The following is a 15,884-nucleotide window of genomic DNA, read 5'->3' on the forward strand; positions in this document are numbered from 1 at the left end:
ATTTGTATTCACCACAGATCCAATGTGGGAGCGGGCTTGCTCGCGAAGAGGCCCGAAAGAACACCAAGTAATCTGAGCATTTCCCCCATCTGCGACACCCCACCACGCCTCGACCTTGGTCGACACTGACGAACCCGAGCGGGCATGCGAGACTGTCCTGCCGGGCTCAAGTCCCGGTGTCTTTGTCCGGGAGTTTCCATGTCGCTGTCCAGCGGGCTGATCGCCGTTGTCGCCCTGGCCTATATGGCCATTATGTTCGCCATCGCCTTCTACGGCGACCGGCGCAGCACGCCGTTGCCGCCACGGGTGCGGGCCTGGGTCTATAGCCTGTCGCTGGCGGTGTATTGCACCAGTTGGACGTTCTTCGGCGCCGTGGGCCAGGCCGCCGAACAGCTCTGGTCATTCCTGCCGATCTACCTCGGGCCGATCCTGCTGCTGGTGCTGGCGCCGTGGGTCCTGCAAAAAATGGTGATGATCAGCAAACAGGAGAACATCACCTCCATCGCCGACTTCATCGCCGCCCGCTACGGCAAGTCCCAATCCCTCGCGGTGGTGGTCGCACTGATCTGCCTGGTGGGCGTGCTGCCGTATATTGCCTTGCAGCTCAAGGGCATCGTGCTCGGGGTGAACTTGTTGATCGGTGCGGGCGCCGATGCCATGGGCACCCGCGCCCAGGACACCGCGCTGATCGTCTCGCTGATCCTGGCGCTGTTCACTATCGTGTTCGGTACCCGTAACCTGGACGCCACCGAACACCACCGTGGCATGGTGCTGGCGATTGCCTTCGAATCCCTGGTCAAGCTGTTCGCCTTCCTGGCGGTCGGAGCGTTCGTGACGTACGGCCTGTACGACGGTTTCGACGACCTGTTCAACCAGGCGATGCTCGCGCCACGGCTGGAGCAATACTGGAAAGAAACCATCAATTGGCCGTCCATGGTGGTGCAGACCGGGGTGGCGATGATGGCGATCATCTGCTTGCCGCGGCAGTTCCACGTGACCGTGGTGGAAAACATCGAGCCCCAGGACCTGCGCCTGGCCAAGTGGGTATTCCCTGCCTACCTGGCCCTGGCCGCGCTGTTCGTGGTGCCCATCGCCCTCGCCGGGCAAATGATGCTGCCCAGTTCCGTGCTGCCGGACTCGTTCGTCATCAGCCTGCCGCTGGCCCAGGCTCATCCGGCCCTGGCGGTACTGGCGTTCATCGGCGGCGCCTCGGCGGCCACTGGCATGGTGATCGTGGCCAGCGTGGCGCTGTCGACCATGGTCTCCAACGACATGTTGTTGCCCTGGCTGCTGCGCCGCAACAACGCCGAACGCCCCTTCGAGGTGTTCCGTCAGTGGATGCTCTCGGTGCGCCGGGTCAGCATCGTGGTCATCCTGTTGCTGGCCTATGTCAGCTATCGGCTGCTGGGCTCGACGGCGAGCCTGGCGACCATCGGCCAGATCGCCTTCGCCGCCGTGACCCAACTGGCCCCGGCCATGCTCGGCGCGCTGTACTGGAAACAGGCCAACCGCCGCGGCGTGTTCGCCGGCCTCGCCACGGGGATCTTCCTGTGGTTCTACACCCTGGTGTTGCCGATTGCCGCCCACAGCCTGGGCTGGTCGCTCAGCAGCTTTCCGGGGCTGGCCTGGCTGCACGGCAATCCCTTGAACCTGCCGATCACGCCGCTGACCCAAGGGGTGGTCCTATCCCTGGCCGGCAACTTCACGCTGTTCGCCTGGGTGTCGGTGCTGTCGCGCACACGCGTCTCGGAACACTGGCAGGCCGGGCGCTTCATCGGCCAGGAAATCAGCGCCCGCCCCAACCCTCGCTCGATGCTGGCGGTGCACATCGAAGACCTCTTGCAACTGGCCGCACGTTTCGTCGGCGAAGAGCGGGCGCGGCAAAGTTTCATTCGCTTCGCCTACCGCCAGGGCAAAGGCTTCAACCCGAACCAGAACGCCGACGGCGAATGGATCGCCCACACCGAACGCCTGCTGGCCGGTGTACTCGGCGCCTCTTCGACACGCGCGGTCGTGAAAGCCGCCATCGAAGGTCGGGAGATGCAGCTCGAAGACGTGGTCCGGATCGCGGACGAAGCGTCGGAGGTGCTGCAGTTCAACCGCGCCCTGCTGCAAGGCGCCATCGAGAACATCAGCCAGGGCATCAGCGTGGTCGACCAGTCCCTCCGACTGGTGGCGTGGAACCGTCGCTACCTGGAGCTGTTCAAGTATCCGGACGGCTTGATCAGTGTCGGTCGGCCCATTGCCGACATCATCCGCTACAACGCCGAACGTGGCCTCTGCGGGCCGGGCGAGGCGGAAGTCCATGTCGCCAGGCGCCTGCACTGGATGCGCCAGGGCCGAGCCCATACCTCTGAACGGCTGTTCCCCAACGGCCGGGTCATCGAGCTGATCGGCAACCCGATGCCCGGTGGCGGTTTCGTCATGAGTTTCACCGACATCACCGCCTTTCGTGAGGCCGCACAGGCGCTGACCGAAGCCAACGAAGGGCTGGAGCAACGAGTGGCGGAACGCACCCGGGAACTGTCGCAGTTGAACCTGGCCCTGACCGAAGCCAAGAGCACCGCCGAAGCGGCCTATCAATCCAAGACCCGGTTCCTCGCGGCAGTCAGCCACGACCTGATGCAACCGCTCAATGCCGCGCGCCTGTTCTCCGCCGCGCTGTCCCACCAGCACGACGGTTTGCCGAGCGAGGCCCGGCAACTGGTACAACACTTAGACAGTTCACTGCGCTCGGCTGAAGACCTGATCACCGACTTGCTGGATATCTCCCGCCTGGAAAACGGCAAGATCAACCCCGACCGCAAGCCCTTCGCCCTCAACGACCTGCTCGATACCCTCGGCGCGGAGTTCAGGGCCCTGGCCCAGGAACAAGGCTTGAAGTTCCGGGTTCGCGGCTCGAAGTTGCGAGTGGACAGCGACATCAAGCTGCTGCGGCGCATTCTGCAGAACTTCCTGACCAACGCTTTCCGCTACGCCAAGGGCCCGGTGCTGCTGGGCGTACGTCGGCGCAACGGCGAGTTGTGCCTGGAAGTCTGGGACCGCGGGCCGGGCATCGCCGAGGACAAGCTGCAAGTCATTTTCGAAGAGTTCAAGCGCCTGGACAGCCACCAGACCCGCGCCGAAAAAGGCCTGGGTCTGGGCCTGGCGATCGCCGACGGCCTGTGCCGCGTGCTGGGCCATACCTTGCGCGTACGCTCCTGGCCAGGGTGCGGCAGCGTGTTCAGCGTCAGCGTGCCCTTGGCCCAGACACAGACCGTCGTACCGGGCCCCGTGGCCGAACCCAACGGTCACTTGCCAAGCGGCGCGCAGGTGCTGTGCGTCGATAACGAAGACAGCATCCTGATCGGCATGAACAGCCTGCTGACGCGCTGGGGTTGCCAGGTATGGACGGCGCGCAACCGCGAGGAATGCGAGCGTTGGCTGGCCCAGGGCGGCCGACCGCAACTGGCGCTAGTGGATTTTCATCTGGACGACGGCGAGACCGGCACCGAACTGATGGCCTGGCTGCGCAGGCGCATGGGGGAACCGGTGCCTGGGGTGGTGATCAGCGCCGATGGCCGCCCCGAGACGGTGGCCCTGGTGCATGCGGCGGGCCTGGATTATCTGGCCAAGCCGGTGAAGCCGGCGGCGTTGCGGGCTTTGTTGAGTCGGCATTTGCCGTTGTAGGGAACTCGGGGGATGTAAGGGGCCTCTGTGGCGAGGGAGCTTGCTCCCGCTTGAGTGCGCAGCACTCACAAAAAGGGGCTGCTGCGCAGCCCAGCGGGAGCAAGCTCCCTCGCCACCGGGTTTTGCATCAAGTCCAAGGGGTTCATCAATCCTGGGTTTTTGCCGTCTCTTCAGGCAACTCAGGCAACCCATCCGCATCGCTCATCGCCCGTTCGAGCAATTCACTGGGCAAACTCTTGCTGGCCCGGGCGCCGAGCAGCTTGAGCTGTTCGCTGCGGCTGATCAGGTTGCCGCGCCCTTCTGTCAGTTTATTGCGCGCCGCACTGTAGGCTTTGTCCAACTGCTGCAAGCGACTGCCGATCTCGTCCAGGTCCTGGATGAACAGGACGAACTTGTCATATAGCCACCCCGCTCGCTCGGCGATTTCCCGGGCGTTCTGGCTCTGGCGTTCCTGCTTCCACAAGCTGTCGATCACCCGTAGCGTCGCCAGCAGCGTGGTCGGGCTGACGATCACGATGTTGCGGTCGAAAGCTTCCTGGAACAGGTTCGGCTCGGCTTGCAGCGCGGCGGAAAACGCCGCTTCGATTGGCACGAACAGCAACACGAAATCCAGGCTGTGCAAACCGTCCAGGCGTTTGTAGTCCTTGCCGGCCAAGCCTTTGACGTGGGCACGCAACGACACCACATGTTGCTTGAGCGCGAGTTGGCCGATGGCGTCGTCTTCAGCGGCCACGTACTGCTGATAGGCCGTGAGGCTGACCTTGGAATCGACCACCACTTGCTTGTCGCCCGGAAGATAAATCAACACGTCCGGCTGGAAACGCTCGCCGTCCGGCCCCTTGAGGCTGACCTGGGTCTGATACTCGCGCCCCTTCTCCAGGCCGGCATGTTCAAGCACCCGCTCCAGGATCAGTTCGCCCCAGTTACCCTGGGTCTTCTGACCCTTGAGCGCCCGGGTGAGGTTGGTGGCTTCGTCGCTCAGGCGCAGGTTCAGTTGCTGCAAACGCTCCAGTTCCTTGCCCAGGGAGAAACGTTCCCGGGCCTCGGCCTGATAACTTTCTTCAACGCGTTTTTCGAAGGACTGGATACGTTCCTTAAGCGGATCGAGCAATTGGCCCAGGCGTTGCTGGCTGGTTTCGGCGAAACGCTGCTCACGTTCGTCGAAGATCTTTCCGGCAAGCTCGGCGAACTGCGCCCGCAGCTCGTCTCGCGAGCCTTGCAGGTCATCCAGGCGTTGCTGATGGCTTTCCTGCTGCTCACGCAATTCGGCCTGCAGCGACGCCGCCTGGGCATCGAGCCGACGCAGCTCGGCTTCCTTGTTGGCACGTTCGAGGTTCCAGGCATGTGCCGCATCCCGGGCATTGTCGCGCTCGATCTGCAGCAACTCGACCTCACGGCAGGCCGCGGCAAGCTCGGCTTGCTTGGCGGCGTTGGCCTGGCTCAGATCGCTGATTTCGTCGCGGCAGGCATCGAGCTGGGCGTTGAGACCATCGTGGGCCATGTGGGCCGTGGCCAGGCGCTCCTCCAGCAGGGCCAGTTCGGTCTGCGCGGCGGCGGCTTGGCGTTGCAGATGCCAGGCCAGTGCCAGCAACGGCACCGCAGCGCCTGCCAGGCCAAACAACAGGCTGGTCAAATCCATAGCCATGACAATTCCTGCCGATCAAATAAAGCCCGAAGGTTAACCAAGCGGCTGGGGGTTGCCCAGCGCAGTCTTCGTTTTCAGTCTTCGATTTCACCGAGGGCCCGACGGGCACGATCATCGCCGGCCCGGGCGGCCTGGCGCAGCAGGTCGTGGCCGATGCGTCGATCCCGCGCATTGCCGCATTCTCGGCACATTAACTGCCCGAGGCGACTTTGCGCGGCCACCACGCCTTCACGGGCCGGTTGCTTGAGCAAACGACCCGCCAGGTGCTTGACGCTGGGGCTGTCCCCCAGCCGCGGACTGTCGAGCAGCCACTCAGCCACCCGCATCGACATACGTTTGGGTGGGGTAACACCAGAGGGTGTGGAGGTAACAGGATTTGATACTGAGCGAAACTTCATAAAACACTGTGGGACAGATCGGAAGGCGCGCCACTCTACTCCTTTTTTCGTACGGGTAAAGCCGAAAAAAACCGGCACGCCCGTGCTAGAGCAAGCGCTTGGGACAATCCACAGAAGCTGTGGATAACTCAGTGGACAACCCCCCCTGAACTCGCGCAAAGCCCTGTGGAACGGGGCCTGCGCTCAAACTGACGATTTTTTCACCAGTAAAAAAAGCGATGTTTTTCATTGACTTAAATTTTGGATACAGGCACCTACCCCGGATTGTTTCGATATGACAGTTCGGTGACAAGTGGCGCCACGAGTGTGCACAAGTAACAGCTGAACGGGTTATAACGCTGCGATTTTTTGGTACAACGGGCGGTAAAAGCTGGGGATAACCTTTGGACGTGCATTGCAGCAGCGGTGGCGTGGGCGCACTTGCAAGCGTCGGTTCCTGTGCTACGGCATGCCCTCCACAGCGATTGAGTGCCACTTGAATATTTTTTAACCAACACCCTTCCCTTCACGGGTTCGATCCGTTAGTATCCGCAGCGTTAGTACCAAGCTGAAAGTCAATTCCGGGTCGAACACATCTCCACGGTCAGCCATCCTCCAAAGGATGCTTCACCGAAAAAAGAGACCGACCCCCTCGATGGTTTCCAGGTAAATCTTGCGCCAACACAGCCTTTGATCGAATGCAAAGGGTGTTGCCAGGCTCATTACTCTGACCGAACCAACCTGCAAAATTGATCAGGATCTTCACCCCGGGCCCAGAACCTTTGCCCTTGATGTGTTGCCTGCCCTCCTAAGTACCTACCTGCCAGCCCAAGCGCGCACTTATATAGCGCTCAAACTGGCTGCTTTGTTCCAGTCGGGTTCTTCGTTCGACCAATGGTGGTCGACGTTACTGGAACGTTTTAACGCTGCACGGTTCTTAACCGTGTCATTTGCAGGAACACCCATAACATGTCTACTCAAATCCACGCACAGGATGCTATCCGCACCCTCACCAACGCTTTTGCACCGATGAACTGCCTGATCATGGCCGCTCGCAAAGGCTGTTTCAGCTTCACGCTGGTCAACGAACACGGCATCGCCCGTCACAGCGAACGCCTGTACCCCGACCAGTACTCCAGCGCCGAACCGCTGCAGGCCGTGATCGAGCGTACTCGCCAGGCACTGGTTGCCTGAGACGCCAGAAAGGCTGAAACCCCAAAGGCCCCGCCCAGAAAGCGGGGCTTTTTGTTGCCCGAAATTTCTCGATGAAGCGAAACGGCGTAAGCACCAAGGGATATAACAGTTATAACCGTTCGCTGAAGATGTTTTAAAAACAGTCCTTTACAGCGGGAATATGACACTACACTTCAAGTCAAGCGGCATGATCCGCTTCCGGCGGGGCCTGGACCGATCCACCGCTGCCAAGCCCACACTCTTCAGGCTCCGCCCTTTTCACACTTCGAGGGTTTTATGGGTATCGCTGCCAGCGAACTGTGTCGATATGTGATCCGCCCGACGCTCCTCTACCTTGAGTGTCATAGCGCAACCGCGGAATCCTTGTTGCTGGGCATTGCCGCCAGCCAGTCCGCCCTGGGTTCAGCCCTGCATGATCGACGCGGACATGGCCTGTATCGCATTACCGAGCCCCGCCACCAGGCACTCTGGGACCATTACCTGGCACGAGATCCGGAACGGGCCAGCCTGGTGCGCGGCCTGGCCAGCCAGCATGCCTTTCTCAGCGGCCCGCACCTGGAATTGACCGTCAATTTGCGCTACGCCACGGCCATCGCCTGGCTGCTGGTGGAGGAACAGAATACCCCGCTTCCCGACGCCGACGACCTGCTGGGCATGGCCCGCATCTGGCGCCAGACCTTTCATCCCCAAGGGCGCCTGCGAGATTTCACCTGCGCCTGGCAACGCTGTGTTTCGCCGCTGAATCAGGTCGCTTGCTGAATGGGAAACTCGGAAACTTCCTACAACGTTCGCGAATCTGGTCGGATTGTCCTACAAAACCGCTCTAAATCAAGCCATACAGGCTATAGCGCTTGAGGGAAAATGTTGGTAATTTTCGCCCCGGTGATCACCAGGAGTTCTAACAATGAAAAAAATGATGCTCAAAACCACCCTTGGCCTTGCCGTTACCTTGGCATCCACGCAACTTTTCGCCAGTGGCTTTGCCTTGAACGAACAAAGCATCAGTGGCATGGGCACTGGTTTCGCAGGTCGTTCCTCTTCTGCCGATGACGCCAGCACCGTGTTTGGCAACCCTGCCGGCATGTCGCGCCTCAAGCGCCAGCAAGTCACTGGTGGCTTCGCCGCCATCGATGCTTCCACCGATATCGACGATGCCAGCGGTACCCAGTCCGGCACCAACAAGGGCGACATGGTTCCGCTCACCGGCGTTCCAATGGGCTACTACGTCAAGCCCATCGATGATCAGTGGGCTTTCGGCCTGGGTGTCTACGCGCCGTTTGGCTTGATCACCGATTACGAAAATGGCTTCCAGGGCCGAAGTTTCGGCAGCAAGAGCGAAGTGAAGGTCGTCACCTTCCAGCCAACCGTCAGCTACGCCTTCAACGACAAGGTATCGATCGGTTTCGGCCCGACCATCAACCGTATTTCCGGCTCCCTGGAATCGCAGTTGGGCGTAACAGGCCTGCCCGAGGCCGGTGTGGAAATCAAGGGCGACGACATTGGCTATGGCTACAACATCGGCGTACTGGTCCAAGCGACCGACACCACTCGTGTCGGCTTGACCTATCACTCCAAGGTCAAATACAAGCTTGAAGGCCACACTGAAGTGAACCCGGGCGCAGGTACACCAGCCTTCCTGCTCACCAATGGTCGCTACGACGCATCGCTGGACATCACCACGCCTGAGTCGGTGGACTTTTCGGTCACCCAACAACTCAATGATGCCTGGACCGTCTACGCCGGCAGCACTTGGACTCGTTGGAGCCGCCTGAAAGAAATCACTGTGGAAAACGAAGGCACCAGCAGTGGCGGCGGTCTTTTGAACCCTGCTCTCGGTACCATCACCGAAGAACAGAACTGGCACGACACCTGGGCCTACGCCATCGGTACCTCCTACCAATTGAACAAGCAGTGGGTACTGCGTACCGGCCTGACCTTCGACCAGGCACCGACCAACAACCAGGACCGTTCGCCACGTATCCCGACCGGCGACCGGACCATCTTCAGCCTGGGCGCCGGCTGGAGCCCGACCGACGACCTGACCATTGACGTGGCTTATTCCTACCTCAAGGAAGAAAAAGTCAACGTCAGCGGCAGCAATGCCCTCGGCCAGTCCTACAACGCCAAATACGAAAACAGCGCCAACGGCTTCGGTGTCGGTGCAACCTACCGCTTCTGATGTTTCACGGCGAACCTGAACCCCTCGCCAGTTGAAGCGAAAAAAAGCCCCGCACTCTGCAAAGAGGCGGGGCTTTTTCGTGGCAGGCGTCAGGGTTTGGAGGCGATGGCCGCTTCTACCGCCTTGATGAAATCGGGATCGTCAGGCTTGATCCGGCTGGAAAAACTGCCAACGACCTTGCCCTGGCGGTCCACCACGTACTTGTAGAAATTCCATTTCGGCGCGCCGGATTGTTCAGCCAAGTGCTTGAACAGCGGTATCGCATCCGCCCCCCTCACCGGCTGTGGTTCGGTCATGGTGAAGGTCACGCCGTAATTGACGTAGCAGACCTTGGCGGTTTCGGCCCCGTCCTTGGATTCCTGCTTGAAGTCATTGGACGGTACGCCCAGCACTTGCAACCCTTGGTCCTTGTAGCGCTGGTTGAGCGCCTCGAGGCCCTTGAATTGCGGGGCGAACCCACAGAAGCTGGCGGTGTTCACCACCACCAGAGGCTTGCCCGCAAAGCGCTGGCACAAATCAATGGTTTCCTTGGCCCGCAGCTTGGGCAACGAACCCTCCAGCAACGGCGGGCAATCGACGGCCCAGACTTGCCCGGTCACAGCCAGCAACAGGGCGGGAACAGCAAACCAGCGCATCAACATGTCGGTTTTCCTTAAAAGCATGTCAGACCACGACGTTACTCGCAGCGTCCGATGCCGTCCATTGTTCAGCACGTGCCCATGCCCAACTGCATCAAGGCCAACCCGCCCTGGTGCCAGCCCCACCAGGCGAGTGCCAGCAACAGGCCGGCACCGACAGCGATCAACCACGGGCCGATGCGACTCATGCTGAACCGACCTGGACTTGCAGGCGCGCCACCGGTCGTTCACGCACCGGCCAGTTCAACGCGGCCGCCAACAGGCTGAGCAGGATCGACACCTGCCAGATCAGGTCATAGCTGCCGGTGCGGTCGTACACCACCCCGCCCAACCAACCACCGAGGAACGAGCCCAACTGGTGGAACAGGAACACGATCCCACCCAGCATCGACAGATTTCGTACACCAAACAGGGTCGCTACCGTGCCGTTGGTCAACGGCACGGTCGACAGCCACAGCAAGCCCATTGCCATGCCGAACAGATAGGCCGTAGTGGTGGTCACCGGCAGCCACAGGAACAAGCCGATCACCACGGCCCGCAGCAGGTACAACCCGGTCAACAGGCGGGGCTTGGACATGCGTCCGCCCAGCCAACCAGCGGTGTAGGTGCCGAAGATATTGAACAACCCGACCAAGGCCAGCACGGTGGTGCCGACGCTGGCGGGCAGGTGTTGGTCCACCAGGTACGCCGGCAAATGCACGCCAATGAACACCACTTGGAAACCGCAGACAAAAAAGCCAACCGCCAGCAGCCAGAACCCGGAATGGCTGCAGGCCTCGCGCAAGGCTTCGGCCAGGGTCTGTTCATGTCCGGCCACCGGCAACGGCGCGTCCTTGAGCATGCTCACCAGCGGCACGATCAGCGCCACCAACAGCCCCAGCGCCAACAAGGCTGCCGACCAACCGAGCCAACCGATCAACCCCAGCGTGCCGGGCAACATGGCGAACTGTCCGAAGGAGCCGGCGGCGCTGGCGATGCCCATGCCCATGCTGCGTTTTTCCGGCGGCACGGCCCGTCCGACCACGCCGAGGATCACCGAGAACGACGTGCCCGACAGACCGATGCCAATCAACAGGCCCGCACTCAACGACAGTGACCAAGGCGAATCCGCCATGCCCATGAACACCAGGCCAACGGCATAGAGAACACCGCCGATCAGCACCACTTTCGCCGCACCGAAGCGGTCGGCCAGCGCGCCGGTGAAAGGCTGCGCCAGGCCCCAGATCAGGTTCTGCAAGGCAATGGCGAAGGCAAATACCTCACGGCCCCAGCCGAACTCGGCACTCATGGGCGCCAGGAACAGGCCGAAGCCATGCCGAACGCCCAGGGACAACGCCAGGATCAGCGCGCTGCCCACCAGGACCCAACCACAGGTACGCCACATTGATGTCATTCTATTCTCCGCTCGCGGGTATATACCCGCTTATCATCGAGCGAGCCGGCTTCACGCCAACTCGTCCAGCAAGGCCAGCAAGGTCGCACGTTTTTCGGCGCCCAGCTTATCGATCAGTTTCTGCTGCGCCGCTTCCCAGGCCGGCAGCGCTGCCGCCAACCGGGCCTGCCCCATTTCAGTGAGCACGACGATACGGTTCCGCAGATCGTCGCCCTCAGCCAGCGCCACCAGCCCCTCGCCTTCCAGCACCCGCAGATTACGCCCCAGGGTGCTGCGGTCCAGGCCCATGGCTTCGGCCAGGGAAGAAATGCTCGGCTGGTCCAGGCGCGCCAGGTTGCTCAGCAAAGAATACTGGGCAACGTTGATCCCGAAGCCATCGAGAGCGCCGTCGTAATACCTGCTGACGCCACGGGCGGCACGCCGCAGGTTGATGCATAGACATTGGGAAGGAAGCATGATGCGTGTATATACCCGGGGTTGATGGAATGCAAATTTAAATCAAGGGATCCGCTCTCACAACCCCATCCTATGGAACGAGCAACCCGTGAAAATTCCCATAATATCAAGCGGCTCGCCTGACTTACTTTTCGACAACTCCTCATCAGGGCCCACGCACCTGTCATGTCTTACAGGTTTCAGGTGGCCTGAATCAAGCTATAACGAAGCCGTGCCTCCAGCCCCACAGGGGCTGAAGAAGGGCCGTGCGAACCATGCCATCAAGTAGTAGGAAAATTCCGCCGCCCCCACGCCATCACTGATGATGAATGGGAGATTTTTCATGTACCGCACCAACGTCGTTCCTGGACATCCGTTGCCCTACCAGGCTCGCTTTAACCCACTCGAAAGCAAACAACCTCCCGCCATCCGACTTACCAACCGGGAAAAAGAGTTCCTGCAATGGAGCGAGGCCGGCAAGTCATCCTGGGAAATCGCCGTGATCGTCGATTGCAGCGAAGCCAACGTCAATTATCATTTCAACAACATACGTCGGAAATTCGGGGTCAGCTCGCGTCATCTTGCGGGGAAAATTGCGCGTGAGCAGGGGTTGATCTAAGTGTTCCAATGGCGTCTCGCTGGTCGGGACGCTATTGGTTTCTCACGACGTTCTTAGATTTCACAGAGCACAGTGCTCCAGTTATCCCCGGCCAACAATAACGACTTTGGGCCATCACCAGTCTCATGCTCGGCAAGCACAACGTTATCTGCACGCAGGAATGTGCTGCTATTGGCGCCCTTGATCTGGTTCGTCAGTTCTCCGTCCTGGTAGAAGCGCTGCTCTTGCCACTTCCATCGTCCAGGCGCGCCAACGTATCCACCGGATCGTAGCTGTAGCCAGCAGGAGGTTCGCCGATTAGCCGCTGACGGAAATCAGCCGACCGAGGGGGTCATACTCCAGCGTACGACTCTCTTCGTCGCGGATAAGGTGACCGTCCAGGTTGTATTCCAACTCAATGCTTTCAGGATAATCCTCATGACTGTTAGCGACTTCGCGCAGTTGCGTAGGATCGGGCACATCGTCGTATTTATAAATCGCCCGGTTGAAGTCCCCGGCAAAGTAGGTCAGCACCAACTTGAGGTTGTCCAACGCATCGAACGAAAACATCTGGCGGTCAATGGGCTTGTCATACGGATCAACGGGCGGCTGGGTGCCGGTACACGTGTAGTCAGTCAGACGCCCACGCAGGTCATAGGTGTAGTTTTCATCACGCAGCACGACGGTCCCCTGACGCAAGGTCCGCTGTTTCAGGCCATCAACATCGTTGTAGACCTGGCTCAGTTGCTGTTCGACCCCATCGAGATCAAAGGTGCGCAAGGTTTCACGTCCAAACTCGTCGTATTGCAGGGTGATGCCGACGCTTTGTCCACTGAGGCTGTCGTGAGTGTGGATGCTGGCGGTCTGGCCTAACGCATCGTAGGTAAATGTCGACGCAGTAGCACCCAGCTCCGTTTGCTCCAGCCGCCCTTGATCGTCATAGCGATAATTCTGCTCCTGACCCAGAACGTCAGTGTAGGCAAGCAGGCGACCGAGCCGGCTGTAACGGTAATGCATGGTGTACTCGCGACCTTCTATGCTGCGTGTCTCGGTCTTTGGCTCCCCAGTACTGTAATACTCGCGGGTGAGCTGCAAGCCTTGTTCCTGGCAACTGGTCAGGCGGGCGTTCTCCCGGTCGTACTCATAGTCGGTCGCAATGCCGCCCGTCAGGTTGCGCCGCAGCGGTTCGGTACCCAGCTCCGGTTGATACTCGTACTCAATGACCTTGCCACTGGGGGTGGTCACCGTACGGGGCTGTGTTTGCCCGGGTTCGAAGGTGAAAATCCGCTCACGACCGCCGGTAGTCGACTGGATCATTCGGTCGAGACCATCGAATACCTGGGTTCCGAGAATAACTTCATTGACGCTGATCAAAGTAGGCAAGTCTTCACGACTGTGTGCGGCATAACTACGCCGAACCACAGCGGTATCGGGTAGGATATTTTCGGTGAGTCGATCGAAAGCGTCGTAGCTATAGAGCGTGACTCGTTCGAATTCTGGAAATCCGACGATCTCTTTTGCGGTCCGCCCCAACCCGTCATAAAAATATCGATGCAGACTGACAAGCCGCTCGGACAAATCGCGCCGCTCGGTGCGGGTGGGTTTCTCGAAGAGGTTGAGCCATGTCTCGGTGACGCCACTGACTTTCGGAACAGGCACGCGGCCTTCGCGCCAACTGCGCTGGATCGGCCCTTGCGACTCGGACGTACCGATCGGATCGGTCTGCTCGAAGTTCTTCACACCATCCGGGCCGGTGACACAGTATTGCGCGCCCCAGTCGTCGTATTCATATTCCGTTGTAAGGACCCTTACGTTCTCGCCCAGCCAGTCGTACTCGGAATCCTTGATCCGATTACCTAGCGCGTCGTACTCAGCGGCGTAGACCTGACGCGGTGTGCTGGCACGACTGGGATTATCCGCGTCGTCCCGTTCTTCATAGATGGCTCGGTTGAGCCCGTCGAACTTCGTGCAGGTCTTGACCCGCTTGACGTCATACAGCCGTTGTTCGGCCTGCTCCCCCGCATTGGCGCAAAGAAAATACTCGTAGCTGCGAAAGGCCGCGAAAGCGGTGCCGGGCGCTACGGTTTCACGGGTCACTCGCCTGAGCGCGTCATAGGCATAGTGGATTTCCACATTGTTGTCATCGCGGTTGAGCAGTGGCTCGCCATTGAGCACCGAATGCCACAACGTGACGACCTTCTGTACATTTCTGTCATCTTGTTCATGATCAAAACCGGTCAGGGTTTCGACCGATTGCAGCACGCTTTCCTTGAATAGCGGGCTATCGAGCGTGCTGTAGGCATACTCGGTGCGAGTCGACTTGCCCCCCATGGTCAGCGCCTGGCCTGAAACGCGCCCATGCAGGAACGCATCGGTCCGGTCATCGAAATGATCGAAAACCGTACATTCCAGCTCGGTCTCAGTGCTCCCAAGCTGCACCAGCGTCTGGCTCTCGATGGTGAGCCACTGCTTGAGCGGACGACCCCCTACTTCCGACAACCCTTTGTAGCGATAGCGGGTGGCCAGCATCGGGGCTTGGCCATCCGACGAGGGGGCCGGGTTGACGTTTTTCTCCTTCAGGTTGCGCACGAAGCCCTCGGGATCGGCCGGACACCCATCGCTTTCTGTGGAGGGGTACCAGGTACTGGTTTCGATAACCCCATTGGCCAGGACCTGCACCCGAAGGTTGCCGTAAATGTCATAGGTATTACTGACGGTTTCGCTGCGTCTGTGGTTCGGATTATTGAGTAGCGACCAACTGGTTTTCACCGTCCTCGGCAGTTGGCAATACTGGACTTGTTGGTCGAATTCGACACCTGGGGTCAGGTAATAGGTGGTTTCGACCGTCTTGACATTATTGTTTTGAGTGGTCGTTTCGCTTGTCAGCAAATGGAACTGGTTGAACTTGCGCTCGATTTTTCGAACTGGGTAAGGCTCCGGTTCCGAGTCATCCTGAATCCAGAGCGTTTCGATGCACACGTATTCGTAGACGCCAATGTATTTATAGAGATTGTCCAGGCCGTTGTCTTCCCAAGACAAGAGCAGGCCGCCGCCCAGGAAGTTTTTCTCGCTTTCCCCGGGGTCTTCGCTTTTGTAGGTATAGCGAACATCAATCGGCGGCTGGCCGAATCCCGGCTCGGTCAGGTGCCGGGTCACCCGAGGCAACGGCGTGTGTCCGCTGTCATCCGGGAATTGATGGCCGTCGTCTTGATAGAATATTTCCTCCCTCCCCCCCGTTGGGGTCTCTACCCGCGTGATGCAGAGATGATCGCGGACAAGGTCGTAGCCAAAACGCCAGGATGCTTCGTTCTCGGTCGGCAGGGTGATGCGGCTGACGTATTTGTCAGAGCCTTCCAGAGCCATGGCAAAGCGTGCCAACGGGCCACCGTCCGGTCCGGCGGATGGCTGGAGCAGCACTTCGAGGGACGTACTCTGGCGGTCGACCGTCAGCAGGGTCTGGTCGGCGTCATCCTTGACCCATGCCAGTACCTGATAAGTACCACTGAATGGGGTATAGCCGAGCGTGACCGAGTGTCCCGTGGCCGCACGAATCTCAACGGGCAGGGCTACCTCGCCCTGTGAACTGCCCAGTACTTCCAATATCTCCACCAGGCCGGACTTATGCACGACCCGGTAATGCTTGTCGTCCTCCTGGTAGAAGTGAAAACTGTCGAGTTTTTTTTCCTTCATCACCAACTGGCCGCTGACGGTGTCGCTGCCGGTGACCTTGAAAGTTTCACCCGTGCTCAGGGCCAG

At 59.9% G+C, this 15,884-nt stretch carries 11 protein-coding genes; 5 read left to right on the top strand and 6 right to left on the bottom strand.

Translation table 11 applies throughout. The features are described from left to right. Positions 1 to 198 precede the first annotated feature (198 nt). Positions 199 to 3,669 carry a hybrid sensor histidine kinase/response regulator gene (locus BT125_RS10240; protein ID WP_072406571.1) on the top strand — a complete coding sequence of 1,157 codons (3,471 nt, stop codon included), beginning with the start codon at positions 199 to 201 and terminating at the stop codon, positions 3,667 to 3,669. A gap of 145 nt (positions 3,670 to 3,814) precedes the next feature. Here BT125_RS10240 and rmuC read toward each other — a convergent pair whose 3' ends face one another. After that, complete coding sequence (gene rmuC, locus BT125_RS10245) at positions 3,815 to 5,200, bottom strand: DNA recombination protein RmuC (protein ID WP_170866824.1); 1,386 nt, start codon at positions 5,198 to 5,200, stop codon at positions 3,815 to 3,817. A 188-nt stretch (positions 5,201 to 5,388) separates the two neighbouring features. Next, positions 5,389 to 5,712, bottom strand: coding sequence for an SEL1-like repeat protein (locus BT125_RS10250; RefSeq protein WP_072406575.1), 324 nt, complete (start codon positions 5,710 to 5,712; stop codon positions 5,389 to 5,391). Positions 5,713 to 6,660: 948 nt separating this feature from the next. On the opposite strand from BT125_RS10250, the gene BT125_RS10260 reads away from it, so the two are divergent. From BT125_RS10260 to BT125_RS10270, 3 genes are all read left to right on the top strand, one after another. Next, the gene (locus tag BT125_RS10260) at positions 6,661 to 6,885 is read left to right on the top strand and encodes a hypothetical protein (protein WP_003204606.1); all 225 of its coding nucleotides are present in this window, start codon (positions 6,661 to 6,663) and stop codon (positions 6,883 to 6,885) included. A 276-nt stretch (positions 6,886 to 7,161) separates the two neighbouring features. After that, positions 7,162 to 7,644 (top strand): hypothetical protein, encoded by a 483-nt coding sequence (locus BT125_RS10265; protein ID WP_072406577.1) that lies wholly within the window; start codon positions 7,162 to 7,164, stop codon positions 7,642 to 7,644. A gap of 145 nt (positions 7,645 to 7,789) precedes the next feature. Continuing rightward, complete coding sequence (locus BT125_RS10270; RefSeq protein WP_072406579.1) at positions 7,790 to 9,064, top strand: OmpP1/FadL family transporter; 1,275 nt, start codon at positions 7,790 to 7,792, stop codon at positions 9,062 to 9,064. Positions 9,065 to 9,153: 89 nt separating this feature from the next. Here the strand turns inward: BT125_RS10270 and BT125_RS10275 are convergent, their stop codons facing one another. The 3 genes from BT125_RS10275 to BT125_RS10285 all read right to left on the bottom strand — a co-directional run bounded on the left by BT125_RS10275 (position 9,154) and on the right by BT125_RS10285 (position 11,551). Further along, positions 9,154 to 9,705, bottom strand: coding sequence for a glutathione peroxidase (locus BT125_RS10275; protein WP_072406581.1), 552 nt, complete (start codon positions 9,703 to 9,705; stop codon positions 9,154 to 9,156). A gap of 181 nt (positions 9,706 to 9,886) precedes the next feature. Continuing rightward, positions 9,887 to 11,095 carry an MFS transporter gene (locus tag BT125_RS10280; protein WP_072406583.1) on the bottom strand — a complete coding sequence of 403 codons (1,209 nt, stop codon included), beginning with the start codon at positions 11,093 to 11,095 and terminating at the stop codon, positions 9,887 to 9,889. Between the two features lie 51 nt (positions 11,096 to 11,146). Beyond that, the gene (locus BT125_RS10285; RefSeq protein ID WP_072406585.1) at positions 11,147 to 11,551 is read right to left on the bottom strand and encodes a MarR family winged helix-turn-helix transcriptional regulator; all 405 of its coding nucleotides are present in this window, start codon (positions 11,549 to 11,551) and stop codon (positions 11,147 to 11,149) included. Between the two features lie 322 nt (positions 11,552 to 11,873). Between BT125_RS10285 and BT125_RS10290 the strand changes: the two genes are divergently transcribed. Then, positions 11,874 to 12,149 carry a helix-turn-helix transcriptional regulator gene (locus BT125_RS10290; RefSeq protein ID WP_072406587.1) on the top strand — a complete coding sequence of 92 codons (276 nt, stop codon included), beginning with the start codon at positions 11,874 to 11,876 and terminating at the stop codon, positions 12,147 to 12,149. 297 nt (positions 12,150 to 12,446) lie between these two features. On the opposite strand, the gene BT125_RS10295 is transcribed toward BT125_RS10290, so the two are convergent. Further along, a partial coding sequence (locus BT125_RS10295) for an RHS repeat domain-containing protein (RefSeq protein WP_072406590.1) occupies positions 12,447 to 15,884 on the bottom strand: 3,438 nt, incomplete at its 5' end.

Origin of the sequence: Pseudomonas sp. NFACC04-2 (genome assembly GCF_900119265.1) — a bacterium.
GTDB lineage: Bacteria > Pseudomonadota > Gammaproteobacteria > Pseudomonadales > Pseudomonadaceae > Aquipseudomonas > Aquipseudomonas fluorescens_AA.